The sequence below is a fragment of the Chroococcidiopsis cubana SAG 39.79 genome (genome assembly GCF_003991895.1).
Classification (GTDB): domain Bacteria; phylum Cyanobacteriota; class Cyanobacteriia; order Cyanobacteriales; family Chroococcidiopsidaceae; genus Chroococcidiopsis; species Chroococcidiopsis thermalis.
In genome coordinates, this window is sequence record NZ_RSCK01000061.1 from 1 (window position 1) to 21,616 (window position 21,616).

Below are 21,616 nucleotides of genomic sequence, written 5' to 3' on the forward strand. Positions count from 1 at the left end.
TCTAAATCTCAGCATTGACCAAAAAGTGGTCACTTCAACAGGATTGACCGCTTTTTTCTTGATTTAGTCTAAACTCCAGGATGTTATCTCCTCCCTACATACTGCTGCTTGGCGATCCAGCAGGAAGCTGCCATGTGTATGATCCGGCAGAGAATTATAAGGTCGTCTTCAGCAGCGCAACCTATGATGAAGCTCAAACTTGGTTATTAGAAGATGAGTATGAGCCAGTTGAAGGACGGCTTTCAGCATCAGAGTTATAGACAAGGCAGCAGAACTAAGCAGAAATAGGACTAACTGGACTATTTAACAGTATTTACCTAGTTCACAAGATGGTATGCTTTCAGCTTTTACTTGAGCGATCGCATCTCGATTTTCATTTTCCATAACGATTCGAGCCTGAATGCGAGGTAACAAAGCTTGCCATTGCACTTCACTCAATTGTCCTATCAAAGAAATTTCCGCGCTGTCTGAAATATCTAAATCTTCTTGCATCAGCAGATTCATACTAACATCAGATAAAATTAAACCCACTTCCTCTTCGTCTAAAGTACCTCGATCGACCAGTATCGTAATTTTATTACTATCAGGATAAGTTGCGATCGCTCTAATTACTTGCTCTAATTCTTCACTAATTGTCTCTTCCGATTGCGACCAATCTGGAAAGATAATCAAATTAATTTCTCTCAAATTTAAAGGCAGAAGAGTAGTATTAATCAAAGCGGAACTCACCGTTTCTGCCATCTTTGACCAGGAGAATTTTTGCGCTTGTTGTAGTCCAGCAAAGGTCAAAGTATTTCTTACTATGGGTTTTTGAATCTCACAAAGAGCATTTGCTAGTCCATCTACATCTTCATCATTTACGTATAAAGCTGCTTTTGCTGCGACTTCTGGAATGGCTCCATTAGCACAGGTAATAACAGGACACCCACAAGCTATAGCCTCTAGCACGGGTAAGCCAAATCCTTCATATTTCGAGGGATAAACTAATGCTACAGCACCAGAATAAGCAACGCTCAATTCCTCATCGCTGAGTTGTAGTATATGCACGGTACTACCTGATGTATAAGTTCTAAAATCAACATCAGACACATAACCACTTCCCGTACAAATAATATCAAATCCCTGCTTGCTATGAAGTTGAGCAAAAGCTTGGAAGAACAAAATACTATTCTTATAACCAGCACCAGCGCCAACTATGAGAAAGTATGGCTTAGAAATGCCGTATTTCATCTTAAATCGAGCGATCGCATCAGAGTCAGCTGGTGAGAATATTTGACGATCTACTCCATTTTGTGCAACTGTTACAGATTCTAGAGAAATATCGGGAAAGAATTTAACAAGATCGCGTGCTGTCTGTTCCGAAACCGTAATATAAGCAGTTGCGTGTTGAATTCCATAGTGTTTTTCTCGCCACATGGGATGATTTAGATTTGCTCCCATGAGTTCTGGAATCATATCGTGTGCTAGGAACACAGATGGAGTTGATAAAGGTGTAGTGTAGTAACTAGAAATAAATAAATCGGCATTTTCTTCATTACAAACTTGCTGAAGCATGGCGCGATCGGCATCTGTATTACCATAATCATAAGCTGGTACTGGGCGATATTTAATGCCTGCAATAGCTGGAGCGGTTCTAGCACGATCTAGGACAATAATATGCCGAGCAAAACCACTTTTCACCCATTCTTCTAATAGCGATCGCCAAACTCGTGCAATACCAGTTTTATACAGTTGGAAGAATACCCCGTCAATGATGATAAGCAGAACTACTTTTTCAGCTTCTGTAGTTTGTCTAAATGATATATTCGTTTTCGATTTAAAATCAATATCTTCTATTTTTTTTGAATTTACATCTTCTACTTCAAGATTATTATTTATCCATGTTATTATTGCTTGGATTCGATGTTCGATAGTATGGTGGTTAATACATAAATTATAACCTTGCTCGGCTATATTTTTAGCTGCATCTTGATTTTTTAATAAGTATTCTATTTTCTCAAGTAAATCTGTTGGGTTTTGTGGATCGTAGTACACAAGATGTTTCCAATCCTGAAACAATTTATTAGATTTATTTCCGATGACTTTATTTTGAAGTAATAAACTCCCACAACCCATCACCTCAAACGGACGAACCGTTAATGTAGGTGCGATTGACGGTAAATTCAGTTGTAGTTGATAAGAGTTAAGATCGTTGACATACATTTCCACAGCTTCTGTTGGATTTGTCAACAATACATCACTCTGTAATTCAAATAAGTCAACATTTTTACATCTACTTAAGACACTCGTTAGCGAACGTCGCTCATTATATGTTGCTTCTGTAAAAAATTTAGGTGCTTTGCCTTTGAATAAAGCACTTTTTTTTCTATTTAAAAAATGAATATTGTTTTTGAATTTATCGCCATCAATATAAAAAGGTTGAAAAACTATAGGTAGTGATATCTTTTCTTGTTTTTGTAAAAATTCTACATCAGGTTCATGATGACAAATTAAACCCTCTACACATAAAGTAGTGCTGATAAGAGCTTGGCGCATTCGCTGCTTCCATTCAGGAGTGCTTTGAACAACTTCAGCTGAGTAGCATTCTTGAAGTAGAGCTATTTTTTTGATAGGAGCTTTACGCCATCTTTCCTGCCATTTAACGGTATTGTGTAAAGGCTGAGAATGCCAATCAAACCCAAGCAGTAATATAATATCAGCTTGAGGATTTTTTAGATATTCAAACAAGCCATCATCATATTTTGGTTCTTCGGCTACAAAATCTGCAATTGGTTTAAATACACGATGTAGTAAACCTTGTTTTTGTAATGTATTTATCCAACCTTGAGAGAAAGACCAACCATGAATTCCAGTTGCTTGCAGCACTACATCTATGCGAGGCTTGCTTTGTCGCTCGGCAGAATTAGTTAAATTATTATCAAGTTTTACAACTGGCTCCGAAACAAATTTTTTGCTGACATCGGTGGTTGGTTGTTCGCTAAAATTACTTATTTGCCATAACTTCGATGTAAGATTTTTGTCTTTCGGTTTCTCTAATATTACTAAAATTCCATTATTTGCAAATTGAGTTCTGCCAGGGTAAAGTTTTTCTAGTCTTTCTTGAGTTACTTTCTCGATATTGATTAACCCAATACGCTCAAGACGCTTTACTATAAACGGGCTTTGATTAATAAATTCTACATAATCTTCGTTAAAAAGACGATTAATATGCGGAGAGTTATAAACATAGTATGTAATTAAATCTGCGGTTTGCTTATCAGTAAATTGATACAAATAGCGGCAAAGCTCTGGAGGTTTCATCATCAAATGCCCCCAAGCTGGAATTGGAGAGTTATGAAAATCAAAAACTTTCCCTTGATTGAATTCAGTTATGGGTGGTAGATGATGCCCATCATGTGCTGACCAAATGGGTGAGAAAACTGAAAAAAGTTGTCCTTCTGGCTTCAAAGCCAAAAACATTTTTTCGAGTGCCTGTGGAAATTTATGGATATGTTCAAAAGCTGCTATTGAAAATATTAAATCGTATTTATGGTAGTGATTGTTAGGTAAGTCTTCTATGTTAGCCGCAAATAAATTATATTTAGATAATTTTTCAATATTAAAACTTAATTTAGAATAATCTTCTATGTTATAAAGATTAGAGCCTTGAGAAGCAGTACCAATTTCCTTAAGAGCAATTTCATAGTCAGGGGACTCTATAGCAGACCAAGATTCAGCGTCTAAATAATCAAATACAAATTCTTTTGGTAAACTTCCTCCTACTTCAAGAACATTTTTACCTTCAAATCCAACTAGCTGTTGACACCAATAAGCATACAAAACATGATAGCTAAGATTGAATTTAGCTTGACAATTAGAAATACTAGCTTCAGTTAATTTCGATGACATTTATTTACTTACCTTTACTATTTAGTAAAAAAAGTTTGTGATTGTCCTTACTACCCTTCCCTACTTCCTGATTCATCTGCGTTAACAGCGTTTTATACTCCTGCTTACTAGGATTGAGTTTAACTAAAGTTTTCAAAAGTTGAATGACTTCTTTGTAGTCATAGATTTAAAACCTAACATCTACTAATCTTTCTAAGACAAGCTGATTATTTAGTTTGTCATTTAAAAGAATTTCATACTTCAAGTACTTGAGCTTACAATTGTGATTTTGATAACGATGCTATTAATGAACTAGCCTCAGCAGTTTTCTGAGAAATTACCTCAGCCTGATTTAATCTGCTACTAATAGCCCGTACAACAACAAAAATCATTAGCTACCGAATCAAACAATTGATATAACAGCAGCTATCCGTTCGATTCGTCTTTTTGGTATGTAAAAAGTGTGGGTAAAGGATAGCTCTAAATTACCCACATCAAAATGAGAAGCGATCGCATCCGTAAAACTTATTTACATAACTTATCAGTTAAATTGCAGACTCTATTATAGTATTCTAAATTTAAATATTATGCTAAAACAGATATAAACGAATTGACTATATTACTTAAAGTCTAGTAAAAATCGTGATATCTCATCAGAAACTAAATCGATTTCCAGGTACGTTGCCCGCAATCCTACTAAGCGCGATTGCAATTGGTGCTTTACAGTTACCCCAGTTCAATAAATTGACTGGTAAAGCTCAAAATACCTCAGTAGCACAACTCAATCAAGAGTTAGCAGTAGAAAAACAACGCCTCCAAGTCTTACGTAAGCTACCCAGCTTTGGATTCAATAACTTAGTTTCTGATTGGACATTTATTAACTTCTTGATTTATTTTGGCGATGACACAGTTCGTAACAAAACTGGTTACAGCCTCAGTCCCGAATTTTTTGAAGTCATCATCAATCGCGATCCTTATTTCCTCCATGCTTACCCTTTCCTTTCTGGTAGTACAACTATGTATGCTGGAATGCCAGAGAAAACAATCAACTTAATGGAAAAAGGGTTAAAACACATGACGGCTCAATTTCCACCTAAATCGTACTATGTTTGGCGTTACAAAGGAATGAATGAGTTATTATTTACAGATAACGCTTCATCTGCCAAAAAATCATTTGAAATAGCAGCAAATTGGGCAAGTCACTATTCAGACGAAGAAAGCAAAAGCGTTATTGCTATTTCGCGGCAAACAGCTAAATTTTTAGAAAAAAATCCATTGAGTAAATCAGCTAAAGTTAGTGCATGGGTTATGGTTTTTAACAACGCGATCGACGATCGCACGCGCAAATTAGCAATTAGTAAAATCCAGGCTTTAGGAGGACTAGTAACCGTTACACCTCAAGGAGGATTATCAGTTCAACTTCCTCAAAAAGATTAGATATTCTTAATTACAATCGCTTACCTTTACTAATTTCCTGCTTCACCTGAGCAAGTAAAGTTTTATACTCCTGTTTGCTAGGATTAAGTTTAACTAGCTTTTCCAAAGGTTGCATAGCAGCTTGATGGTCTTGCATTTGAAGCCTAACATTAACTAATCCTTCTAGAGCCATTTGATTATTTGGTTCGCTTTTTAAAACAATTTCATATTCGCGCTCCTGAGCTTGAATTTTTGATTTTGGTAACGATACCGGAGATGGCTTAGCCACAGCAGTTAGTTGAGGAATGACTTCAGCCTGATTCAATCCGCTACTAATAGCCTGTACAGCTCCAAAAATCATCGAGCCACCAAATGAGACAATTGATATAACAGCAGCTATCCGTTCGATTCGTCTTTTTGGCATATAGAAACCGTGGGTAAAGGATAACTCTAAATTACCCACTTCTCATGTAAGAGCGATCGCCTCCATTACTATTAATTACAAAGTATTTGCACTTAAGTAGATTTAGCACCCTGACATAGCTATTTAACGCTACCTTCTGGGGTTACTCAAGCGCAATTTTACGGAGAGATTCAATCTATTTACCAATCAACAAAGCGATCATTCAGTAATTCTACGGGAAGAGACTTCAATACTTAATACTTGTTTAAGAAAAAGATACATTCTACAGAGAAGGTGCGATCGCACTCTGCTACAACAGTGGCTTCTTATCAACTCGCGTTTGCAGTTCAATGTAGCAAGTTGCTTAAAGAGTACTTAATGGCGATCGTGCCTAAAAATATGTAGTGACAAGAAATGGCAAGAATTGTCAAAATATAGAGAGAAGTTCATTAGGGGAATCTTGTGAAAAGCATCAATATCTCATTACCTGATGCTATGCGAGCCTATGTTGAAGAACAAGTAGCAAACGGTAGCTATAGTACAATTAGCGAGTATTTTCGCGAATTAGTGCGCCAAGATCGAGAGCGTAAAGCCCAAGAGCGTTTGGAAGCTTTATTATTGGAGGGTCTAGCCTCTGGTCAAGAAACTCCGATTACTGCTCAAGATTGGCAAGACATTCGCCAAGCCGTGCGTGAGAGAATTACTAACTAGTGACTCAGGAATCGAAATTCTTCGAGTCATTCATAGTGCCAGAGATATTGAAGCAATTTTGGACGATGATATGAGAGAAAATAATTGAGGTGAGGTTTTATCAGTTTGCACGTGTAGCTAAATATAGCAAGTTTCATAGAAAGAATTGCGATCGCATATAAAAAGAATACGCGATCGCAACCGAACAAAACTAGAATTCTGCGATCGCCAGTCAATGATACATTTGAATTAAAAGAATTGCCTGTAGATTTAACACAGCAATGAACAGCAGCCTGATGATAAATTCATTAAAACTCTCGGATGCAGAGTTCGATCGCATCGTTCGAGCTAATCCAGAGTGGAATTTTGAACAAACGGCAGCAGGAGATTTAATTGTTGTGCCACCCACAGGAGGAACATCTAGCCGCAAGAATCGCAGTATAACTGGACAATTAGATACATGGGTAGAAGCAAACTTGAATTTGGGAGAAGGATTTGATTCCAACGTCTTGTTCGTGCTGCCAAACGGGGCAAAACGTTCTCCTGATGCCTCTTGGGTAGAAAGACGGCGCTGGGATGCTTTGAGCCAACAGCAGCAAGATGGTTACGTTCCCCTATGTCCTGACTTTGTAGTCGAGTTACGCTCCCCCACTGATGCTCTGGAAGATCTGCAAATTAAAATGCAGGAATATATGGATAATGGTGCGCGTTTGGGTTGGTTAATTAATCCTCAAGATCGTCAAGTTGAAATCTATCGCCTGGGACAACCAGTAGAAGTTTTGCTAGCTCCTTTAACTTTATCTGGTGAAGATGTGCTGCCCGGTTTCGTGTTAAATTTACAGCGAATTTTTGTCTAAGTTGGGGGCGATCGCCTAATACTAATTAACCGTACTGCATCACAGAGCAGCAATTATTGTTATCATATTTTACATAGCTAAGAAAACCCAATCGCTTTTAGCGTCCAATTTCACTTCCCTGCATTCCAGTTACTCAACTGGCACAGTAGTAATTCCCGAACCAATAACAATTGTCAAGGTACTTGCCAAATCATTTGTGGTAGAGTACAAGAGTAGAGAATTGCTTCTGCGCCGAAGAAAAACTCCACGCATCGGTGTTAATCAAAATTCGGAAGCGTTTCAGGTTAGGTATTTAGCAAACTCAATCGAAAATCTAAGTAAAACTTATGGCTCAGCCTGTTATTCACCCAATGGTGAAGTTCCAGCACCAGATCCGTTCGCTCGTAGAATCCAAAATTGTTAGACCAACAGATAGTATCTGGAAGATTGCCCTCGTATTTGGTAATGAATGGTCTTATTGGAAGCAGGAATTAACGGATTTCGGCTTTTCCATGCAAGATCCCGTCAGCGAACTGCTATCGGTAGAAGCTTGGGACGAAGAATAGATCTGTCCGCAATGAAATTTGCCCTCAGACGATTAGGTCTGAGGCGCATACAAACAAAGCCTACCTGCGTAGGCTACCTTACTATCCAGTCTGCGCCAGCGGACTTATTTTGTACGTGCATCCTAAATCAGTGACACTCGCTCAGTGCTATTGCCAGTTCTTTAGCCGTGGCATAGCGATCGCTAGGTTTAGTCTCTGTCACCCGTGTGATGACAGCCTGCAATTCGGGAGTGACAGTTGGGATGCTATCCAACTGAAATTGATAACCTTTACTACTAGGACGATAAAATTTATACGGCGCTTCACCTGTTAACAAAAAAATTAAAGTAGGTCCGATCGCGTAAAGGTCAGACTGAATTAATGGATGTCCGCGTTCTTGTTCGGGAGCGCAATATCCCTCAGCCCCAATCCGCGTCACAAAAGCAGTTCCACCCGTTTTCACCGCACCAAAATCTAGCACCACAATCCGATGATCGAGCGATCGCAACATCAAATTAGCGGGTTTAATATCGCGGTGAATTAGCGGTGGCTCTTGGCTGTGAATGTAGTCTAAAATTTCACACGCTTGCAGCATCCAACCAATCGCTTTTGCTGGGGTGACAGGACCGTATTTATAAATTATCTGTTCTAAATTTTGACCGTGAATTAGTTCCATCGCCAAGTATTTCTTCCCATCTTCGACGAAAAAATTGTAATATTTGGGAATTCCTACATGGTTTAGATGCTTCAGGGCATTAGCTTCCCGCTCAAACAGTTCTTGAGCCTTGGCAACCTTGGCAATTTCGGCATTCATTTCCTTCAGGACGAGTAATTGAGGTTGAGACTTGCGAGTTGAATTGTTCCCCAGAGGCTTTTTCTGGCTGGGATTCCAAGCAAGATATGTCGTTCCCATTCCTCCCTGTCCTAAAATACGTAGCACTTGATACTGGTGAATCGTTTGCTGTACTGAAAGGGGCTGACCGCAGTGAATGCAGAATAGGTTCTGTGGCGAATTACCATCATGAGTGCAAGTCTTCTCCCCTGCTCGCTTGCCCCCCTGCTCCCCCGCTCTGGTACTGGGAGATTGAAATTGAAACCTGAGAGTAGGTCCGCCTTTTGCTAGTTGAATTATCGACCCATCGACGATCGCGCTTTGGGAGACTAACACGCCATCCAGAAAAGTCCCATTCGTCCCCTGATTGATCAGCTGCCAAACATGACTCGATGAATCTTCTCCATTTTGCCGCTGGAGCAGTAAATGATGGCGGGAAACTAGGGGATCTGCCAAAACTACATCGTTGTCAGGGGCGCGACCGATACGGACGATTGACGCATCCTCGAATTGCCATTGTTGCAGGGGTTTGGATTGTTCTGGATGTAGCAGATATAGCGTGACCACACGATTAATGCTCCAACTTCGGGCGCACTTTCAGCCGTACTAAGACAACGGTAATATTGTCATGCCCGTTGTACTGATTAGCTAATTCAATCAATTCGCTCACACCTCGTTCTAAGCTAGCGCCCGTGTTAAGTAATGGTTCGATATGGGTTTCCCAATGTTGCTCTAGTAGCCCATTATCTGAAACTCCATCCGATACTAATATCAACAGAGTGTCTTCATTCAATTCCACAAAGCTGACATCAGGATTGACATAATTTTCGTCCCTTGGACCCAAGGCTTGCGTCAGTTGGTAGGCATCAGGACGGGCATAGGCGATCGCGGGTTCCACACCCCGCAGAATCTCTCGCTGTCCCACTTCATGATCCAAGGTGACTTGCTCTAATCCGCGCTTGCGGCTGAAGCTATAGAGACGGCTATCGCCAACGTGAGCTACGGTCATTTGATTGTTGCGGACGAGAACGAGTACCAAAGTCGTTCCCATCCGTCCGACACCCGAACGGGCATCCTGCTGGTTGAGGTCAAAAATTCCTTGATTGGCAATGCGAATTGCCTCGCGGATGGAAGCTTCATTGGGTAAAGCTTGGTACGGTTGCCAATTAGCGTGAAAGTATTCTTGTAGCTTCTTCACTGCTAACGCACTGGCTACCTCACCGCCAGCGTGTCCGCCCATGCCATCACAAAGAATATAAATACCTTGTGCCTCAATCGTGCGATCGCTAGGAAACACGTATTTATCAACTTTGGTGATGATACCAAAACAATCCTCGTTATGATGTCTTTGACGACCGACATCAGTGTTACCCGCATCCTCAATGCTAACCAAATGCATTGGCAGCACTAAAGTCGGTAACTCCTCGCTTTTCATAAAATTCTCTTGAGATTCGTTCATTTGAATAACAGTTGGTGCAGCAGAGTTATTTAAAGTTACTCCAACTTTTCCTCGATCGGCAGCTGCCTCCTGTGTATTCAATACTGAAGGAGAATAAGGTGCGTCGATCGCATCTAATTGTAATTCACTACTCGTAGCTTGCAGGCGCGATTGTAGCTCATCTGTTGTCTGGATGTCGCCCGCAGTTAAATCCAACAGTAGCTCTACCAAGGAACCAAATTTAGTGCGTTGAGATTCTTGAAATAACTGCTGCCAAATCTGCCCCAAATCTTGCAAGGTTAAATTTTCTTGAGGTGGATCGGGATACAAGCGTTGCAATCCAAGACTCCCAGTCGCATCCACGCGCAAGTTAGATAGCTCCAATAGACTTTGGCGACAATGCCAAGGCTCCAGTTCGTGCCACAGCCGTACCATATCCTCAAACCACTGCATAATCTGTATTGGAGTCGTGCTGCGTTCGTGCCACATCTGCATCAGGTCTTGCCAATCGGAGCGATCGGCAATCAGGATCACTTGCTGGTTTCCCTGCTGCCAAGCATCGTGGATTTTCGGTAGCTTTTGACGATATTTTTCCCCAAATTTAGAGTTGAGGGCAATGTAGGTTTTGGCGATCGCGGGAATTGATTGCGCCACCATCACGTTTGCGCCTGCTTCTAAGGGCGATAGTTGAAATGGCTGGCAGTCTAGGACTCTCACTTGCGTCTCTACGCGATCGCTTGGATTCAAAGGCATTTCCAACGGATCGAGCAACTGATAGCGCTGCTGTAGATCTAAATAAGCTCCTGCTGGTAAAGCAGAAGTGGTGAGTGGTGAGTGGTGAGTGGTAAGTGAGAGAGCCAAGGGAGCAGGCGGTGCAGTTCCCTCTGATTTCTGCTGAGATATACTGCTGGGGAGCGATTCTACAATTTTTGGTTCTCCTGCTACGTCCAGCACTTCTACGACTCCTGAGTTGCTAACAGGCGAACCTTCCTGCGTCTCTACAACTCCCATCACGATCGCCCACCACACCGTCCCCGTTTGAGCGCCGCAGTTGTGGCATAATTTTGCATTTAAAGCCACCTGAGTCCCGCACTCAGGACAAAACTTGAAGGTCAGGGGAGTACCACAACCTTGACAAAACTTGTTGGTATTGGCATTTTCGCTCTGACACTGGGGGCAAATCAGCATCTTTAACTTCCTTGTCTTCCCATTTTAGGAGCCGTTTTAACCCCGATGACGGCAGAAAACTGGCTACCCATCCAAGTCATCACAAGTCACTTTTCCCTACTTAGGAATAGTTCGAGCTATAGATAATAGCAGGATATACCCAAGTAGAGCTACGAGGCTTAAAAAATCAATACTTTGTTCAGCTTAGCAGTTATCAGTTATTAGCGAACAGGAGTCAGGAGTCAGGAGTCAGGAGCCAGAATGAGAAGAATATATCTAAATTCCCCCAAGTCTTCTTGTCCTCCTTGTCCCTACATTCCACACCCTACACCCTACACCCTACACTTTTTAAAAGTAATTCCAGTTCCTGAGAAGTCAAATCGCGCCATTGACCGGGTGGCAGATCTCCTATGTGTAGGTGAGCGATCGCCACTCTTATTAAGCGTAAGGTGGGAAATCCTACTTTCGCTGTCATTCGCCTTACCTGGCGGTTTTTACCTTCTGTCAAGACTAGTTCTAACCATGCTGTAGGCACGCTTTTGCGATCGCGAATTGGCGGATTTCTTGGTGGTAAGGTTGGTTCGGGTTCTAGCAGTTTAACTTTGGCTGGTCGAGTTCGATAATTCTCAATTATCACTCCTTGTTCTAACTGCTGAATCGCTGATGCATTTGGAATTCGTTCTACTTGCGCCCAATAAGTGCGGCTATGTCCAAATTTAGGGTCGGCAAGTCGATGTTGAAGTTGTCCGCGATCGGTTAGTAGCATCAATCCCTCGCTATCCCAGTCGAGGCGACCGACAGGATAAACTTTGGGAATGGGAATGTAATCTTTGAGCGTGCGCCGCTCTTTTGCGCCAGCGCGATCGCCATCGCTAAACTGGCTCAACACCCCGTAGGGTTTATTAAACAAAATGTATCGGTGTTTACCCATTGTAGAGGGGACAAGGGAGACAAGGGGGAACTCGCTCTTCCCCACGACCGAAGGGAGTGGGGATTAGGGGGCGAAGGGAGACAAGGGGGACAAGGAAGCAGAGGGGCAAGGGAGCAAGAACTGTCAACCACCAACTACCCATTACCCATTACCCATTACCACCCTTCACGCTCTTACTGATAACTGATAACTGGTCACTGAAACAAATCCAACGGTAAATAACCGTAAGTACCGTTGACTGATTCTTCTACCAATGAATGATAGGATACCAGCACGCCGCGATACGTACCCGTGTAGGAGTCGAGGTAGTACGTCTGTCTTTGACCGTTAAATTTAATATATACTGGAGCGATCGCCGCAGCTAAATCATGAGGAGCGATGGCGACTGTATATCCTAAAGCTTTGGCATAGGATGCTAATGCTGCTAGCCCCTGCTCTGGCGTGTCGGCACAAATTCCGAAGTTGACGAAATCTGCTTGCGTGCTTAGTAGTACTAATGCCTGTTGCAACTGGGCGGCTTCTGCTGCCGATTCTACCGGTTTAACTTCCAAACAACTGAAAGCTTCCAGTAATTTTTGGGCTGAGGCGATCGCGAAACGATCCGAAAGTGGCTGAGACATAAGCAGCGATGCATGAGATGCATGAAATAACGCCTGAAGCTCTGCTTGTTGCCATAGTAGAACAGTCTATGCCAAGCAACACGGAGGGAATAATTTACAGCCTGAAGTAACTTCTAAAGAATAGGCAAGCTGATTCCAAACTATTTTCAAAACATTGCCTAGAACTAGACCTATAATCGATTGGTCAAGGCTAAACTCTTGCCAATTGCGAATTTGATTTAAAGTTTAGTTTCTCATCCTAGCATACGGAAAGTCATAATTTACTGGCTTTTCCAACTCGGTACGAACTGTTACCTCAGTTGAGTTCGCTTGATGTCAACGATTCTACCCAACTTATAGATTCGATTTGGATTGACCGAAAAATATGAGCAAAGCATGAACCCCGATTTTAGTTTCAGTAATTCTGCCAATACGTTGTGAATCCTGTATTCAATGCAACTAATTCCTCTGTGAATGCGTCAAGTCCAATTGAATGCAGAACGCGAACTGCGATTCTCCCTCGAATAAGATTCATTTTTTGCTAGTGCTTCCATTGCTCAATTATTTAAAGTTTAGGTAAATTTTCTCAGCTAGGTATGCGATTCCATCGGTTCTCGATAACAAGTTGAGTATAATAATTTCTGTTTACCTATATTTTCAGTGTATCTACGCAAATGCCAGCGCCTACCAACAAGTACTATCTCTGGAGACATAGTGATTTGTACGTTCGCGGATTCAACAGATGAATTGTAATAATGCCTGTTCCTAAAGTTTGACTCTACTAAATAAACTTCTATTATTTTTTCATGAAGATAGCCCTAGTTCACGATTATCTAACGCAAAGAGGTGGCGCAGAGCGAGTTTTTGAACTGCTTTGTCAACGCTATCCCGAGGCAGACATCTTTACTTCTGTATACGATCCCGAACAAACTGTCGATTTAGGTAACCGTATAGTTCACACGACAGGATTACAAAAAATCCCAGGTGCAGCAAAATATTTCCGAATGCTGGCTCCTCTCTATTTCCCTGCTTTTCGCTCTCTGGATTTGCAGGATTACGACCTCATTATTAGTAGCAGCAGTAGCTTTGCTAAAGCTGTGAAGAAGAGGAAGGGAGCGCAACACATTTGCTTTTGCCATAACGTGACTCGGTTTTTGTGGGATACAAAAACTTACTTGAGAGAGTATGGGGACTATCATTATTTCTATCCGTTAATTGAAATGATCTTTCGCAAAATGCGAGAGGTTGACCGAATTTATGCTCAAGAACCCGACCTTTATATCGCTAACTCTAGTATCGTAGCTCGGCGAATTAACCAGCACTATAGCAAACCAGCACTGGTGATTAACTACCCAATTAATAGCGGTAACTTTACTTTTTCTAATGACAAGGAAAATTTTTATTTAGCTTCAGCTCGTCTAATCAGTTACAAACGAATTGACGTAATTGTGGAAGCATTTAACTGGCTGGGATTACCTTTAGTCATCATTGGCGATGGACCAGAACGCCAACGGCTAGAGTCAAAAGCGCTGAAGAACGTCAGATTTTTAGGACATGTCAGCGATGCCGAACGAAAATATTTAATGTCAAAAGCTTGCTCTGTTGTTGTTGCGGCTTTAGAAGATTATGGGCTAGTACCAGTAGAAGCAAATGCCAGCGGTACGCCCGTGATTGCTTATGGCGCGGGAGGAGTCATAGACACTCAAATTCCAGGACATACAGGAGTATTCTTTTACAGACAATCGCCAGATGCAATCCAAAATGCTTTGCTTGCTGCCAAAGAAATTCAGTGGGACTACGGCAAAATTCGCCATCACGCCCTGAGTCATTTTTCAGAACAAGCGTTTTTTAGCAAAGTTGAACGGGCGATCGCCGATACGGTGAGTAGCATTGCATAAGTTCATTAGGATCGTTGTAGACTGTTTGGAGTGCTAGGCATGGTTAGAGTAAATGAAAGTAATATGCCCATGACCGTCGAAGAATCAGACGGTGGTTACGGGCAGTTGTTAGCAGTTTTGATGCGCCGTCGCTACTGGCTGCTGGGGGTTATGGGAGCGGTGTTGACAATTGCCACTGTGTTTACCTTAATCTCCAAGCCTACATATCAGAGCGAGATGCAGTTACTGATCGAGCCGAATTATCAGGGGAAGAAAGATGGCACGACCCCGAGACAAGGCGAGCAGTATGCTGATTCTGGAGTCACGATTGACGACTATGCCACGCAAATTAACGTCATGCGTAGTTCGCTGCTGATTCAAAGGGCAGTCGATATTCTCCGCTCCGAATATCCTACGCTTACAGTGGCGGAGGTGAAGAAAAACTTAGTACTAAAACAAGTTGTTGAAGAAAAAGCCAATACCAAGATCGTCGAGGCGACTTATACAGCAAACGATCCGATTAAAGCACAAAAAGTCCTGAAAGCCGTCCATACAGTTTATCAAATTTATAATCGCGAACAACAAGAGCAGCGGTTGAAAAAGGGTTTGAAGTTTATTAACGAACAAATCCCTGCCGTGACTAAAACAGTCGATCAAGCAGAGAATAAATTAGAAGATTTTCGCAAAAATAATAACCTGATCGATCCAGAGCAACAAGCGGCGACAGTCAATAACTCGTTAAATGCGATCGCGCAGGAACGCGAAGTCATCCGCGCCCAGTATAATGACTTGCAAGCACGCTACGGTCAACTGCAACAGCAACTCGCTCGTTCTCCCCAACAAGCGCTAGTTGCTTCCCGCTTGAGCCAATCATCGCGCTATCAAACCCTACTCAACGAGTTGCAGAGAACGGAACTCGCCCTATCACAGCGGCGGGTTGTCTTCACGGATGAAGACCCTAACGTGAAAAAATTACTCGAACAACGGCAAAACCTGCTGAGCATGATGAAGCAGGAAGGCGGACGAGTTCTGGGTGAGGGACAAGCATCCCAAGCAGCAGCAGCTGGTAATGCGGCAGATGGTATTCTCCAGCAAGGACAATTAGGAGCGCTCGACCTCAACCTTGCAGGTCAATTGATCGAAGTACAGACAAACATGAATGCGATGCGGGCGCGGGATAACAGTCTAGCGCAAACACAGCAGAAGCTACGTAGCGATCTCAAGCGCTTCCCAGTGCTATTAGCAGAATACAACCGTCTAGTTCCCTTCGTCCAAATTAATCGCGATAAACTCCAGCAGCTGTTGAGAGCGCAGCAAGAATTAAGTTTAGAAATTGCTAGAGGTGGATTTGACTGGCAAGCTTTGGAAGAACCACGTCTAGGATTGAAAGTTGGTCCCAACTTGAAGCTGAACTTGTTGTTGGGTCTAGTTGCGGGGTTGATGCTGGGTAGTTTAGCCGCCTTCTTGCGCGATGCCGTCGATGATTCCGTCCACAGTTCCGAAGACTTGGAGAGACAATTCGAGCTACCATTGTTGGGCATGACTCCAGAATTGCCCAGAGGCAGAGTGGCACAACCAGAAGTCAGTTTGCCTTTTGGCAAGCCGCTGCATCTGTCACCCTGGACGGTACAAGTACGAAATTGGCCCCCATCATGGGAATCGCTGGATTTGATTTATCGCAATCTCCAGTTGATGAACGAAATGGCTGCATTCAAATCTTTGGTGGTAACTTCCGCCGTAGCAGGTGAGGGTAAATCTACTTTAGCCTTGGGTCTAGCTTTAAGTGCGGCACGGCTACATCAGCGTGTGTTGTTGATCGATACCGACTTGCGCCGTCCGAGTTTACATCAAATCCTGAATTTGCCCAACGATTACGGACTGTCTACCTTGTTGAGCAGCGATGCCACGCTGCCGATTCATAATGCAATTCAGTCTTCTGGCTCCTACATAGACATTTTGACTGCTGGACCACAGCCAGAAGACCCAGCCAACCTACTCAGCTCGCAAAGAATGCGAGAGTTGATGGCAGGATTCGAGCAAAATTACGATTTGATTTTACTCGATGCTCCACCTTTACTGGGTATGGTAGATGCGATGATTGCCGCTTCTTGCTGTACTGGTGTCGTGCTAGTTTCTCGCGTTGGCATGGTGAAGAAGACAGAGTTAGTACAAGCCAACGCTATGCTGAGAAAGCTTAACGTGATTGGAGTGGTGGCAAATGGCGTGAGTAACGTTTCTTATGGCTATGGAGCCTACTCTAGAGAACAAGGAGTTGAGCTGAAAAAAGTTTGGGGAAATGGTTAATAGTTGATGGTTGATAGTTGATGGTAATTAACAACCAACTACCAATTACCAACTACCCATTACCAATTCGTATGAAAATCCTATTCCTCGATCAAAGTGGCAAGCCAGGAGGGGCGGAGCTTTGTCTGTTGGATATTGTTAAACCATATCGCGATCGCTGTTTAGTTGGTTTGTTCGCCGATGGTGGGTTTAAAGATTTACTCCAACAGCACGAAATTCCCGTGCAGGTGCTAACTGGGCGATCGCTACAAGTGAGTAAAGACAGTGGGTTGCTCCAAGGCGCGAGTAGCCTGGGTCAGTTGCTGCCTTTGATTACCCGCGTTGCCAAAATTGCCCGCGAGTATGACATCATCTACGCCAATACGCAAAAAGCACTGGTGGTAGGAGCGATCGCATCCCTCCTCAGTCGCCGCCCTTTGGTATATCACCTACATGACATTCTCTCAACCGAGCATTTTAGCCGCACTAACCTGCGTTTAGCTGTAACTTTGGCAAATCGTGCCTCGTTAGTCATTGCTAACTCCCAGGCAAGTCAAAAAGCTTTCCTCGCCGCCGGGGGAAATCCCAAACTCGTTCGTGTTGTCTACAACGGATTTGCCCCCCAGTTGTATCGACAGGAAAATTCCGTAGCTCAGACAAGGCAAGAATTGGGGCTAGAAGGCAAGTTTGTTGTCGGACATTTCAGCCGACTCGCACCGTGGAAAGGACAGCACGTGCTTCTAGACGCACTGACGCAGTGTCCGCCAGAAGTGACAGCAATATTTGTTGGAGATGCTTTATTTGGCGAACAGGACTACAAGCAACAATTACACCAGCAAGTTGCCGAGTTAGGACTAGAACAAAGAGTGCAATTTTTAGGCTTTCGTAGCGATGTCGTGTCATTAATGACAGCCTGTGACTTAGTTGCCCACACATCAATTGCGGCGGAACCATTCGGGCGCGTGATTGTCGAAGCTATGCTTTGCGGTCGTCCAGTCGTAGCCAGCCAAGCTGGGGGTGCAGTGGAACTGGTAGAGACGGGAAAAACAGGTTGGCTCGTACCACCAGGAGATGCTCAGAAATTAGCAGAAATTATCAATACTTGTCGCCAGCAGTCTGAAATGGCTAGTGCGATCGCCCATCAAGCCCAAATTTCAGCCAGTCAACGGTTTGAATTAAATGAAATAAATCGGCAAATCGAGCGGCTTTTGGCGGGAGTCGGGAGTCGGGAGTCGGGAGTCGGGAGTCGAGAAGAAAGCGATAAAGAGGACAAGGGAGAATTTTAGGTATGCAAATTTTGACATCAGAATAAAGCACTTGATAGAGAATAATTACCCCGACGACAAAACCCACAACCGTACCAAACTTGAGAATAATGCCTTCTGGCTGCACCTCGTGGAACTGTCGTTCGCGATCGATTAATTCTGCTTTGGTCTGACATCCTCCCGACACCGCATCAAAGATGACGGTACGGGGTTCCCAAATCAACCAGTCAACTTATCAACCAAGTTCTCACTTAATTGACAGAGGTTGGTCTGTCCTTGAAAAATTTGACGCATTTACGTTGTTTCAGCCAACGAAAAATCAAGGTTTCACCCCACTCTGACAGAAGAGGGATATATAGCAGTTCTAAATGATTTGTAAAGTAGGCTTCTAGCCTGCCGCAGGCTAGAAGCCTGCTCCACGTTCATGAATCAAATAGGATTGCTATATTCACGGCTAGTGACAATAAATCTTTGTCCAAAACCCGCCCGTACAGGTAGGGGCGGGTTTGGCAAAGGATTTACAGGCTTTGACGAGCGCTCTTCTTCCAAAACCCACCCGTACAGAAGTCGGGAAAATTTGAATTTTGAATTTTGAATTTTAAATTTTGAATTGCTTCCTCAGCTCTCTTCTCCCCCCCCATTTATCAAACGCTCCAGCGTTTCTGACAATTGCTGCTTGTCATAAGGCTTACAGAAAAAGGCGGTTGCACCCAAGTTTAAAGCCAGTTGACGTTCTTTAATGCCACTGCGAGAGGTCAACATGACAATGGGTAACTGTTGGAAAGCTGGATTGGATTTCACCCTAGCTAAGAAACCGTACCCATCGAGCCGAGGCATGTCAATATCGCAAACTACGGCAGCAATTTGAGCACCACTCATCAACTTTTCTAAAGCATCCAGTCCGTCTTTGCCTTGTTCGACTCGATATCCTGCTTTTTCTAGCGTCAAAGATAAGAGGCGGCGGACGTTAATCGAGTCATCGACGACTAAAATTGTCGGGCGTTGGTTTTGTAGTTCTGCCGCTGCACGATGGCGATCCTCTGGCTCTAAGCTGGCAGGGTGTTGGCTAGTGGCAATCCAGTAAAGTAACTCTGGGGTGTTAATTAAGGGAACGACTTTACCATCGCCTAAAATCGTACAACCGTTGAAGCCAGGAGGCATGGGAATGTTACCTTCGACCGGACGGATGGCAACTTCCTGTTCGCCCCAACAACGGTCTACTTGCAAACCAACCCAATCGCTACCATTAGCAATTAATAATACTGTTGGTGCGCTCATCAGGGGCTGAGTTCTTTCTTCGTTAGCGTTTTGCAGGCGACGAAATTTCAGCCAATCGCCCAGATAAATCAGCGGGACTGAGTATTCTTTCCAGTGCAGTTGTGGTTTGTCTTCGATTGTAGATATTTGTTCTACATCGAGCAGGAGCATTTCTTCGATCGCCGTGGTAGGAAAAGCCAGTAGTATCCCCCGACTTTCCACCAATAGCACCCGTGCCACCGATAAAGTGAGGGGAACGCCGATCGTAAATGTCGTACCCACTCCTGCTTTGGTTTCTACTTTAATGTCACCGCGCACTTGGCGCAGGTTCGTGCGGACGACATCCATCCCGACACCGCGACCGGACAAGGAAGTGACTTCATCGGCAGTACTAAAACCAGGCTCGAAGATCAGGGTTAAAACTTCTTCATCGCTAGCATTGGCGATCGCCTCCCGATCGAGTCCTAGATGTTGCGCCCGCTGTCTGACTTTATCGAGCGCAATCCCCCGCCCGTCGTCTTTGAAGGTAATCAGGGCTTGATTGCCTCGATATGCTGCTTCAATTGAAATCGTACCTTGTTCCGGCTTACCGCTAGCTTTGCGAGTTTCAGGGTCTTCTATACCATGATCGAAAGCATTACGCAACAAATGCATCAGCGGGTTGCCCAGGGCTTCTAAAATACTGCGATCGATCGGGGTATCGCCGCCTTGAATTTTGAGTTCGACATTTTTACCGTGCTGTAAAGCCAATTCCCGCAAGGCTCTAGGAAACCGCCCGACCAGATCGGCAAACGGACGCATTCGCAGTTGGTTGATGCAAAATTGCAGTTGTTTTGCCGTGCGGTTGAGGTCGCCAACAATTTGCTCTGTTTCCTGCAAGCACAGATCGATGTCTCCGCTCACTTCTTGCAATTGCACCAGGTTTGCCATTACTTCTGTCGAAGCTTCGTCTGCTGCCTCATCTAGATTATTACCACTATCTATTGAGGGCGTTGGCTGAGGCGATCGCGGGGTTGTGTTCGGCTGCAATTGGCTGCTGTCAGGAGAAAAGGCAACTTCCGATAGAAAAGATGATGTCGTGGGTAAAGCCGATGGAAATGGAGATGGTGGCAGTGTCGCAGTCCGACGACGGTGATGGGATTGTTGCAGCGATCGCACTTTCCGTTCCAGAATTTTGACGGAGTTCCGCAACCTCTCTATTTGTAAGTCGAGTCCGCTGCGTTCTATGGTCAACTCCCCAAACAGATCGTTGAGTTGCTCTAGCTGTTTGAGCGGAACTCTAACGGTATTTTCCTGCGTCTCCTTCAGTTCGGCTGGCGGCGCGAGATCGAGCGGAGATGATAATCTGGCAGGACTAGCATCTGTAACGGGTGCAGGATCGGCAGTACTTGGACTTGAGACAACTTCCTCTACAACACCATCTAAATTGAGCGTCGAGGGTAAACCCTGTAATTGTCCCGCCATAATTGCGGCTTGCGATCGCCGCCACGCCTGCAAAGCTGCCTGGGCGATCTCTTCCTCCCGTGCGGGTTGAGTTGCTAATAGCTGTTTTACGGAGGTACACAAACTGTTAAACTCTGGTAGCTCTAGCACTTCCCCCAGATCGCTTAAATCTTGGGCGATCGTCACAACTTCTGCGCCCAAATTAGACTTATCCTCTTGCGCCAAAATCGTCTCTAGCTGCTGCAAATAAGCATCAACTTCCGATTCAAACAGCATTTGGATCGTTTCTAATCCCTGCTGCGGTGACAGAGGTGTAACTGTTTCCTGTTCTTCCCTTGGTTCTCCCAGTATTTGTTGCAACTGCTCGAATAGCGGTTGAACTTGACTTGTCTGCCATTGTTCGTCCACAACGTTTGTCTGGCGATTTGTCGTGACGACGTGGCGCAAACAATCCACAGCGCTCAACAGCAACCTTTCTACTTCTGGCTGAATTTGCTTCTGAGTTCTAATGACTTTAAAAAAGTTTTCCAGGCGATGAGCTAAATGACTCAGAGTTAAAATTCCATCATTGCCGCTCCACCCTTAATCGAGTGTGCCGATCGCAGCATCGCATCAACTTCTTGCCGTGTCAGTTCTACACGACTGCTAACTCCAATTAGCTTTGACTCGATCGCATCCAAATGGTCTTGGGCTTCTTCTAAAAACTGGAGCTGAATTTCACGTTCTTTATCCTGAGTCATTTTTGTGTGAGGATGAATTAGTAGTTA

17 protein-coding genes are annotated in these 21,616 nt (G+C 43.7%); 9 read left to right on the forward strand and 8 right to left on the reverse strand.

The features are described from left to right. Positions 1-80: 80 nt before the first annotated feature. Positions 81-260: a hypothetical protein gene (locus DSM107010_RS42435; RefSeq protein ID WP_106169148.1), complete on the forward strand. Its 180-nt coding sequence runs from the start codon at positions 81-83 to the stop codon at positions 258-260. A gap of 43 nt (positions 261-303) precedes the next feature. Here DSM107010_RS42435 and DSM107010_RS40025 read toward each other — a convergent pair whose 3' ends face one another. Next, complete coding sequence (locus tag DSM107010_RS40025) at positions 304-3,888, reverse strand: glycosyltransferase family protein (RefSeq protein ID WP_199755745.1); 3,585 nt, start codon at positions 3,886-3,888, stop codon at positions 304-306. Between the two features lie 618 nt (positions 3,889-4,506). Between DSM107010_RS40025 and DSM107010_RS25920 the strand changes: the two genes are divergently transcribed. Next, complete coding sequence (locus DSM107010_RS25920; RefSeq protein WP_199755752.1) at positions 4,507-5,304, forward strand: hypothetical protein; 798 nt, start codon at positions 4,507-4,509, stop codon at positions 5,302-5,304. A gap of 10 nt (positions 5,305-5,314) precedes the next feature. Here the strand turns inward: DSM107010_RS25920 and DSM107010_RS25925 are convergent, their stop codons facing one another. After that, positions 5,315-5,707, reverse strand: a complete 393-nt coding sequence (locus DSM107010_RS25925; RefSeq protein WP_106169149.1) for a tetratricopeptide repeat protein — start codon at positions 5,705-5,707, stop codon at positions 5,315-5,317. A gap of 441 nt (positions 5,708-6,148) precedes the next feature. Here DSM107010_RS25925 and DSM107010_RS25930 point away from each other — a divergent pair, with 441 nt between their 5' ends. The 3 genes from DSM107010_RS25930 to DSM107010_RS25940 all read left to right on the forward strand — a co-directional run bounded on the left by DSM107010_RS25930 (position 6,149) and on the right by DSM107010_RS25940 (position 7,778). After that, the gene (locus tag DSM107010_RS25930) at positions 6,149-6,397 is read left to right on the forward strand and encodes a type II toxin-antitoxin system ParD family antitoxin (RefSeq protein WP_106169150.1); all 249 of its coding nucleotides are present in this window, start codon (positions 6,149-6,151) and stop codon (positions 6,395-6,397) included. 275 nt (positions 6,398-6,672) lie between these two features. Continuing rightward, positions 6,673-7,233, forward strand: coding sequence for a Uma2 family endonuclease (locus DSM107010_RS25935; protein ID WP_015154333.1), 561 nt, complete (start codon positions 6,673-6,675; stop codon positions 7,231-7,233). Between the two features lie 326 nt (positions 7,234-7,559). Beyond that, positions 7,560-7,778 (forward strand): DUF4327 family protein, encoded by a 219-nt coding sequence (locus DSM107010_RS25940; protein ID WP_015154334.1) that lies wholly within the window; start codon positions 7,560-7,562, stop codon positions 7,776-7,778. 127 nt (positions 7,779-7,905) lie between these two features. Here the strand turns inward: DSM107010_RS25940 and DSM107010_RS25945 are convergent, their stop codons facing one another. The 3 genes from DSM107010_RS25945 to DSM107010_RS25955 all read right to left on the reverse strand — a co-directional run bounded on the left by DSM107010_RS25945 (position 7,906) and on the right by DSM107010_RS25955 (position 12,125). After that, positions 7,906-9,156, reverse strand: a complete 1,251-nt coding sequence (locus DSM107010_RS25945; RefSeq protein WP_106169561.1) for a protein kinase domain-containing protein — start codon at positions 9,154-9,156, stop codon at positions 7,906-7,908. A 4-nt stretch (positions 9,157-9,160) separates the two neighbouring features. Then, the gene (locus DSM107010_RS25950) at positions 9,161-11,215 is read right to left on the reverse strand and encodes a serine/threonine phosphatase (RefSeq protein WP_106169562.1); all 2,055 of its coding nucleotides are present in this window, start codon (positions 11,213-11,215) and stop codon (positions 9,161-9,163) included. A gap of 304 nt (positions 11,216-11,519) precedes the next feature. After that, positions 11,520-12,125: a pseudouridine synthase gene (locus tag DSM107010_RS25955; protein ID WP_106169563.1), complete on the reverse strand. Its 606-nt coding sequence runs from the start codon at positions 12,123-12,125 to the stop codon at positions 11,520-11,522. Here DSM107010_RS25955 and DSM107010_RS40030 point away from each other — a divergent pair. Next, on the forward strand, positions 12,114-12,305 hold the full coding sequence (locus DSM107010_RS40030) for a hypothetical protein (RefSeq protein WP_199755746.1): 192 nt from the start codon (positions 12,114-12,116) through the stop codon (positions 12,303-12,305). The genes DSM107010_RS25955 and DSM107010_RS40030 overlap by 12 nt on opposite strands. Before the next feature lie 14 nt (positions 12,306-12,319). Here the strand turns inward: DSM107010_RS40030 and DSM107010_RS25965 are convergent, their stop codons facing one another. After that, positions 12,320-12,745, reverse strand: coding sequence for a DUF1824 family protein (locus tag DSM107010_RS25965; protein WP_106170283.1), 426 nt, complete (start codon positions 12,743-12,745; stop codon positions 12,320-12,322). 785 nt (positions 12,746-13,530) lie between these two features. Here DSM107010_RS25965 and DSM107010_RS25970 point away from each other — a divergent pair. From DSM107010_RS25970 to DSM107010_RS25980, 3 genes are all read left to right on the forward strand, one after another. After that, positions 13,531-14,622 carry a glycosyltransferase gene (locus DSM107010_RS25970; RefSeq protein WP_015154339.1) on the forward strand — a complete coding sequence of 364 codons (1,092 nt, stop codon included), beginning with the start codon at positions 13,531-13,533 and terminating at the stop codon, positions 14,620-14,622. A gap of 39 nt (positions 14,623-14,661) precedes the next feature. Continuing rightward, positions 14,662-16,905, forward strand: coding sequence for a GumC family protein (locus DSM107010_RS25975; RefSeq protein WP_127024242.1), 2,244 nt, complete (start codon positions 14,662-14,664; stop codon positions 16,903-16,905). A gap of 71 nt (positions 16,906-16,976) precedes the next feature. Continuing rightward, positions 16,977-18,170, forward strand: coding sequence for a glycosyltransferase (locus DSM107010_RS25980; RefSeq protein ID WP_409197257.1), 1,194 nt, complete (start codon positions 16,977-16,979; stop codon positions 18,168-18,170). Positions 18,171-18,767: 597 nt separating this feature from the next. Here DSM107010_RS25980 and DSM107010_RS25990 read toward each other — a convergent pair. Further along, positions 18,768-21,305: a hybrid sensor histidine kinase/response regulator gene (locus DSM107010_RS25990; RefSeq protein ID WP_241994350.1), complete on the reverse strand. Its 2,538-nt coding sequence runs from the start codon at positions 21,303-21,305 to the stop codon at positions 18,768-18,770. Between the two features lie 98 nt (positions 21,306-21,403). After that, positions 21,404-21,589, reverse strand: coding sequence for an Hpt domain-containing protein (locus tag DSM107010_RS40035; protein WP_199755748.1), 186 nt, complete (start codon positions 21,587-21,589; stop codon positions 21,404-21,406). Positions 21,590-21,616: the final 27 nt, after the last annotated feature.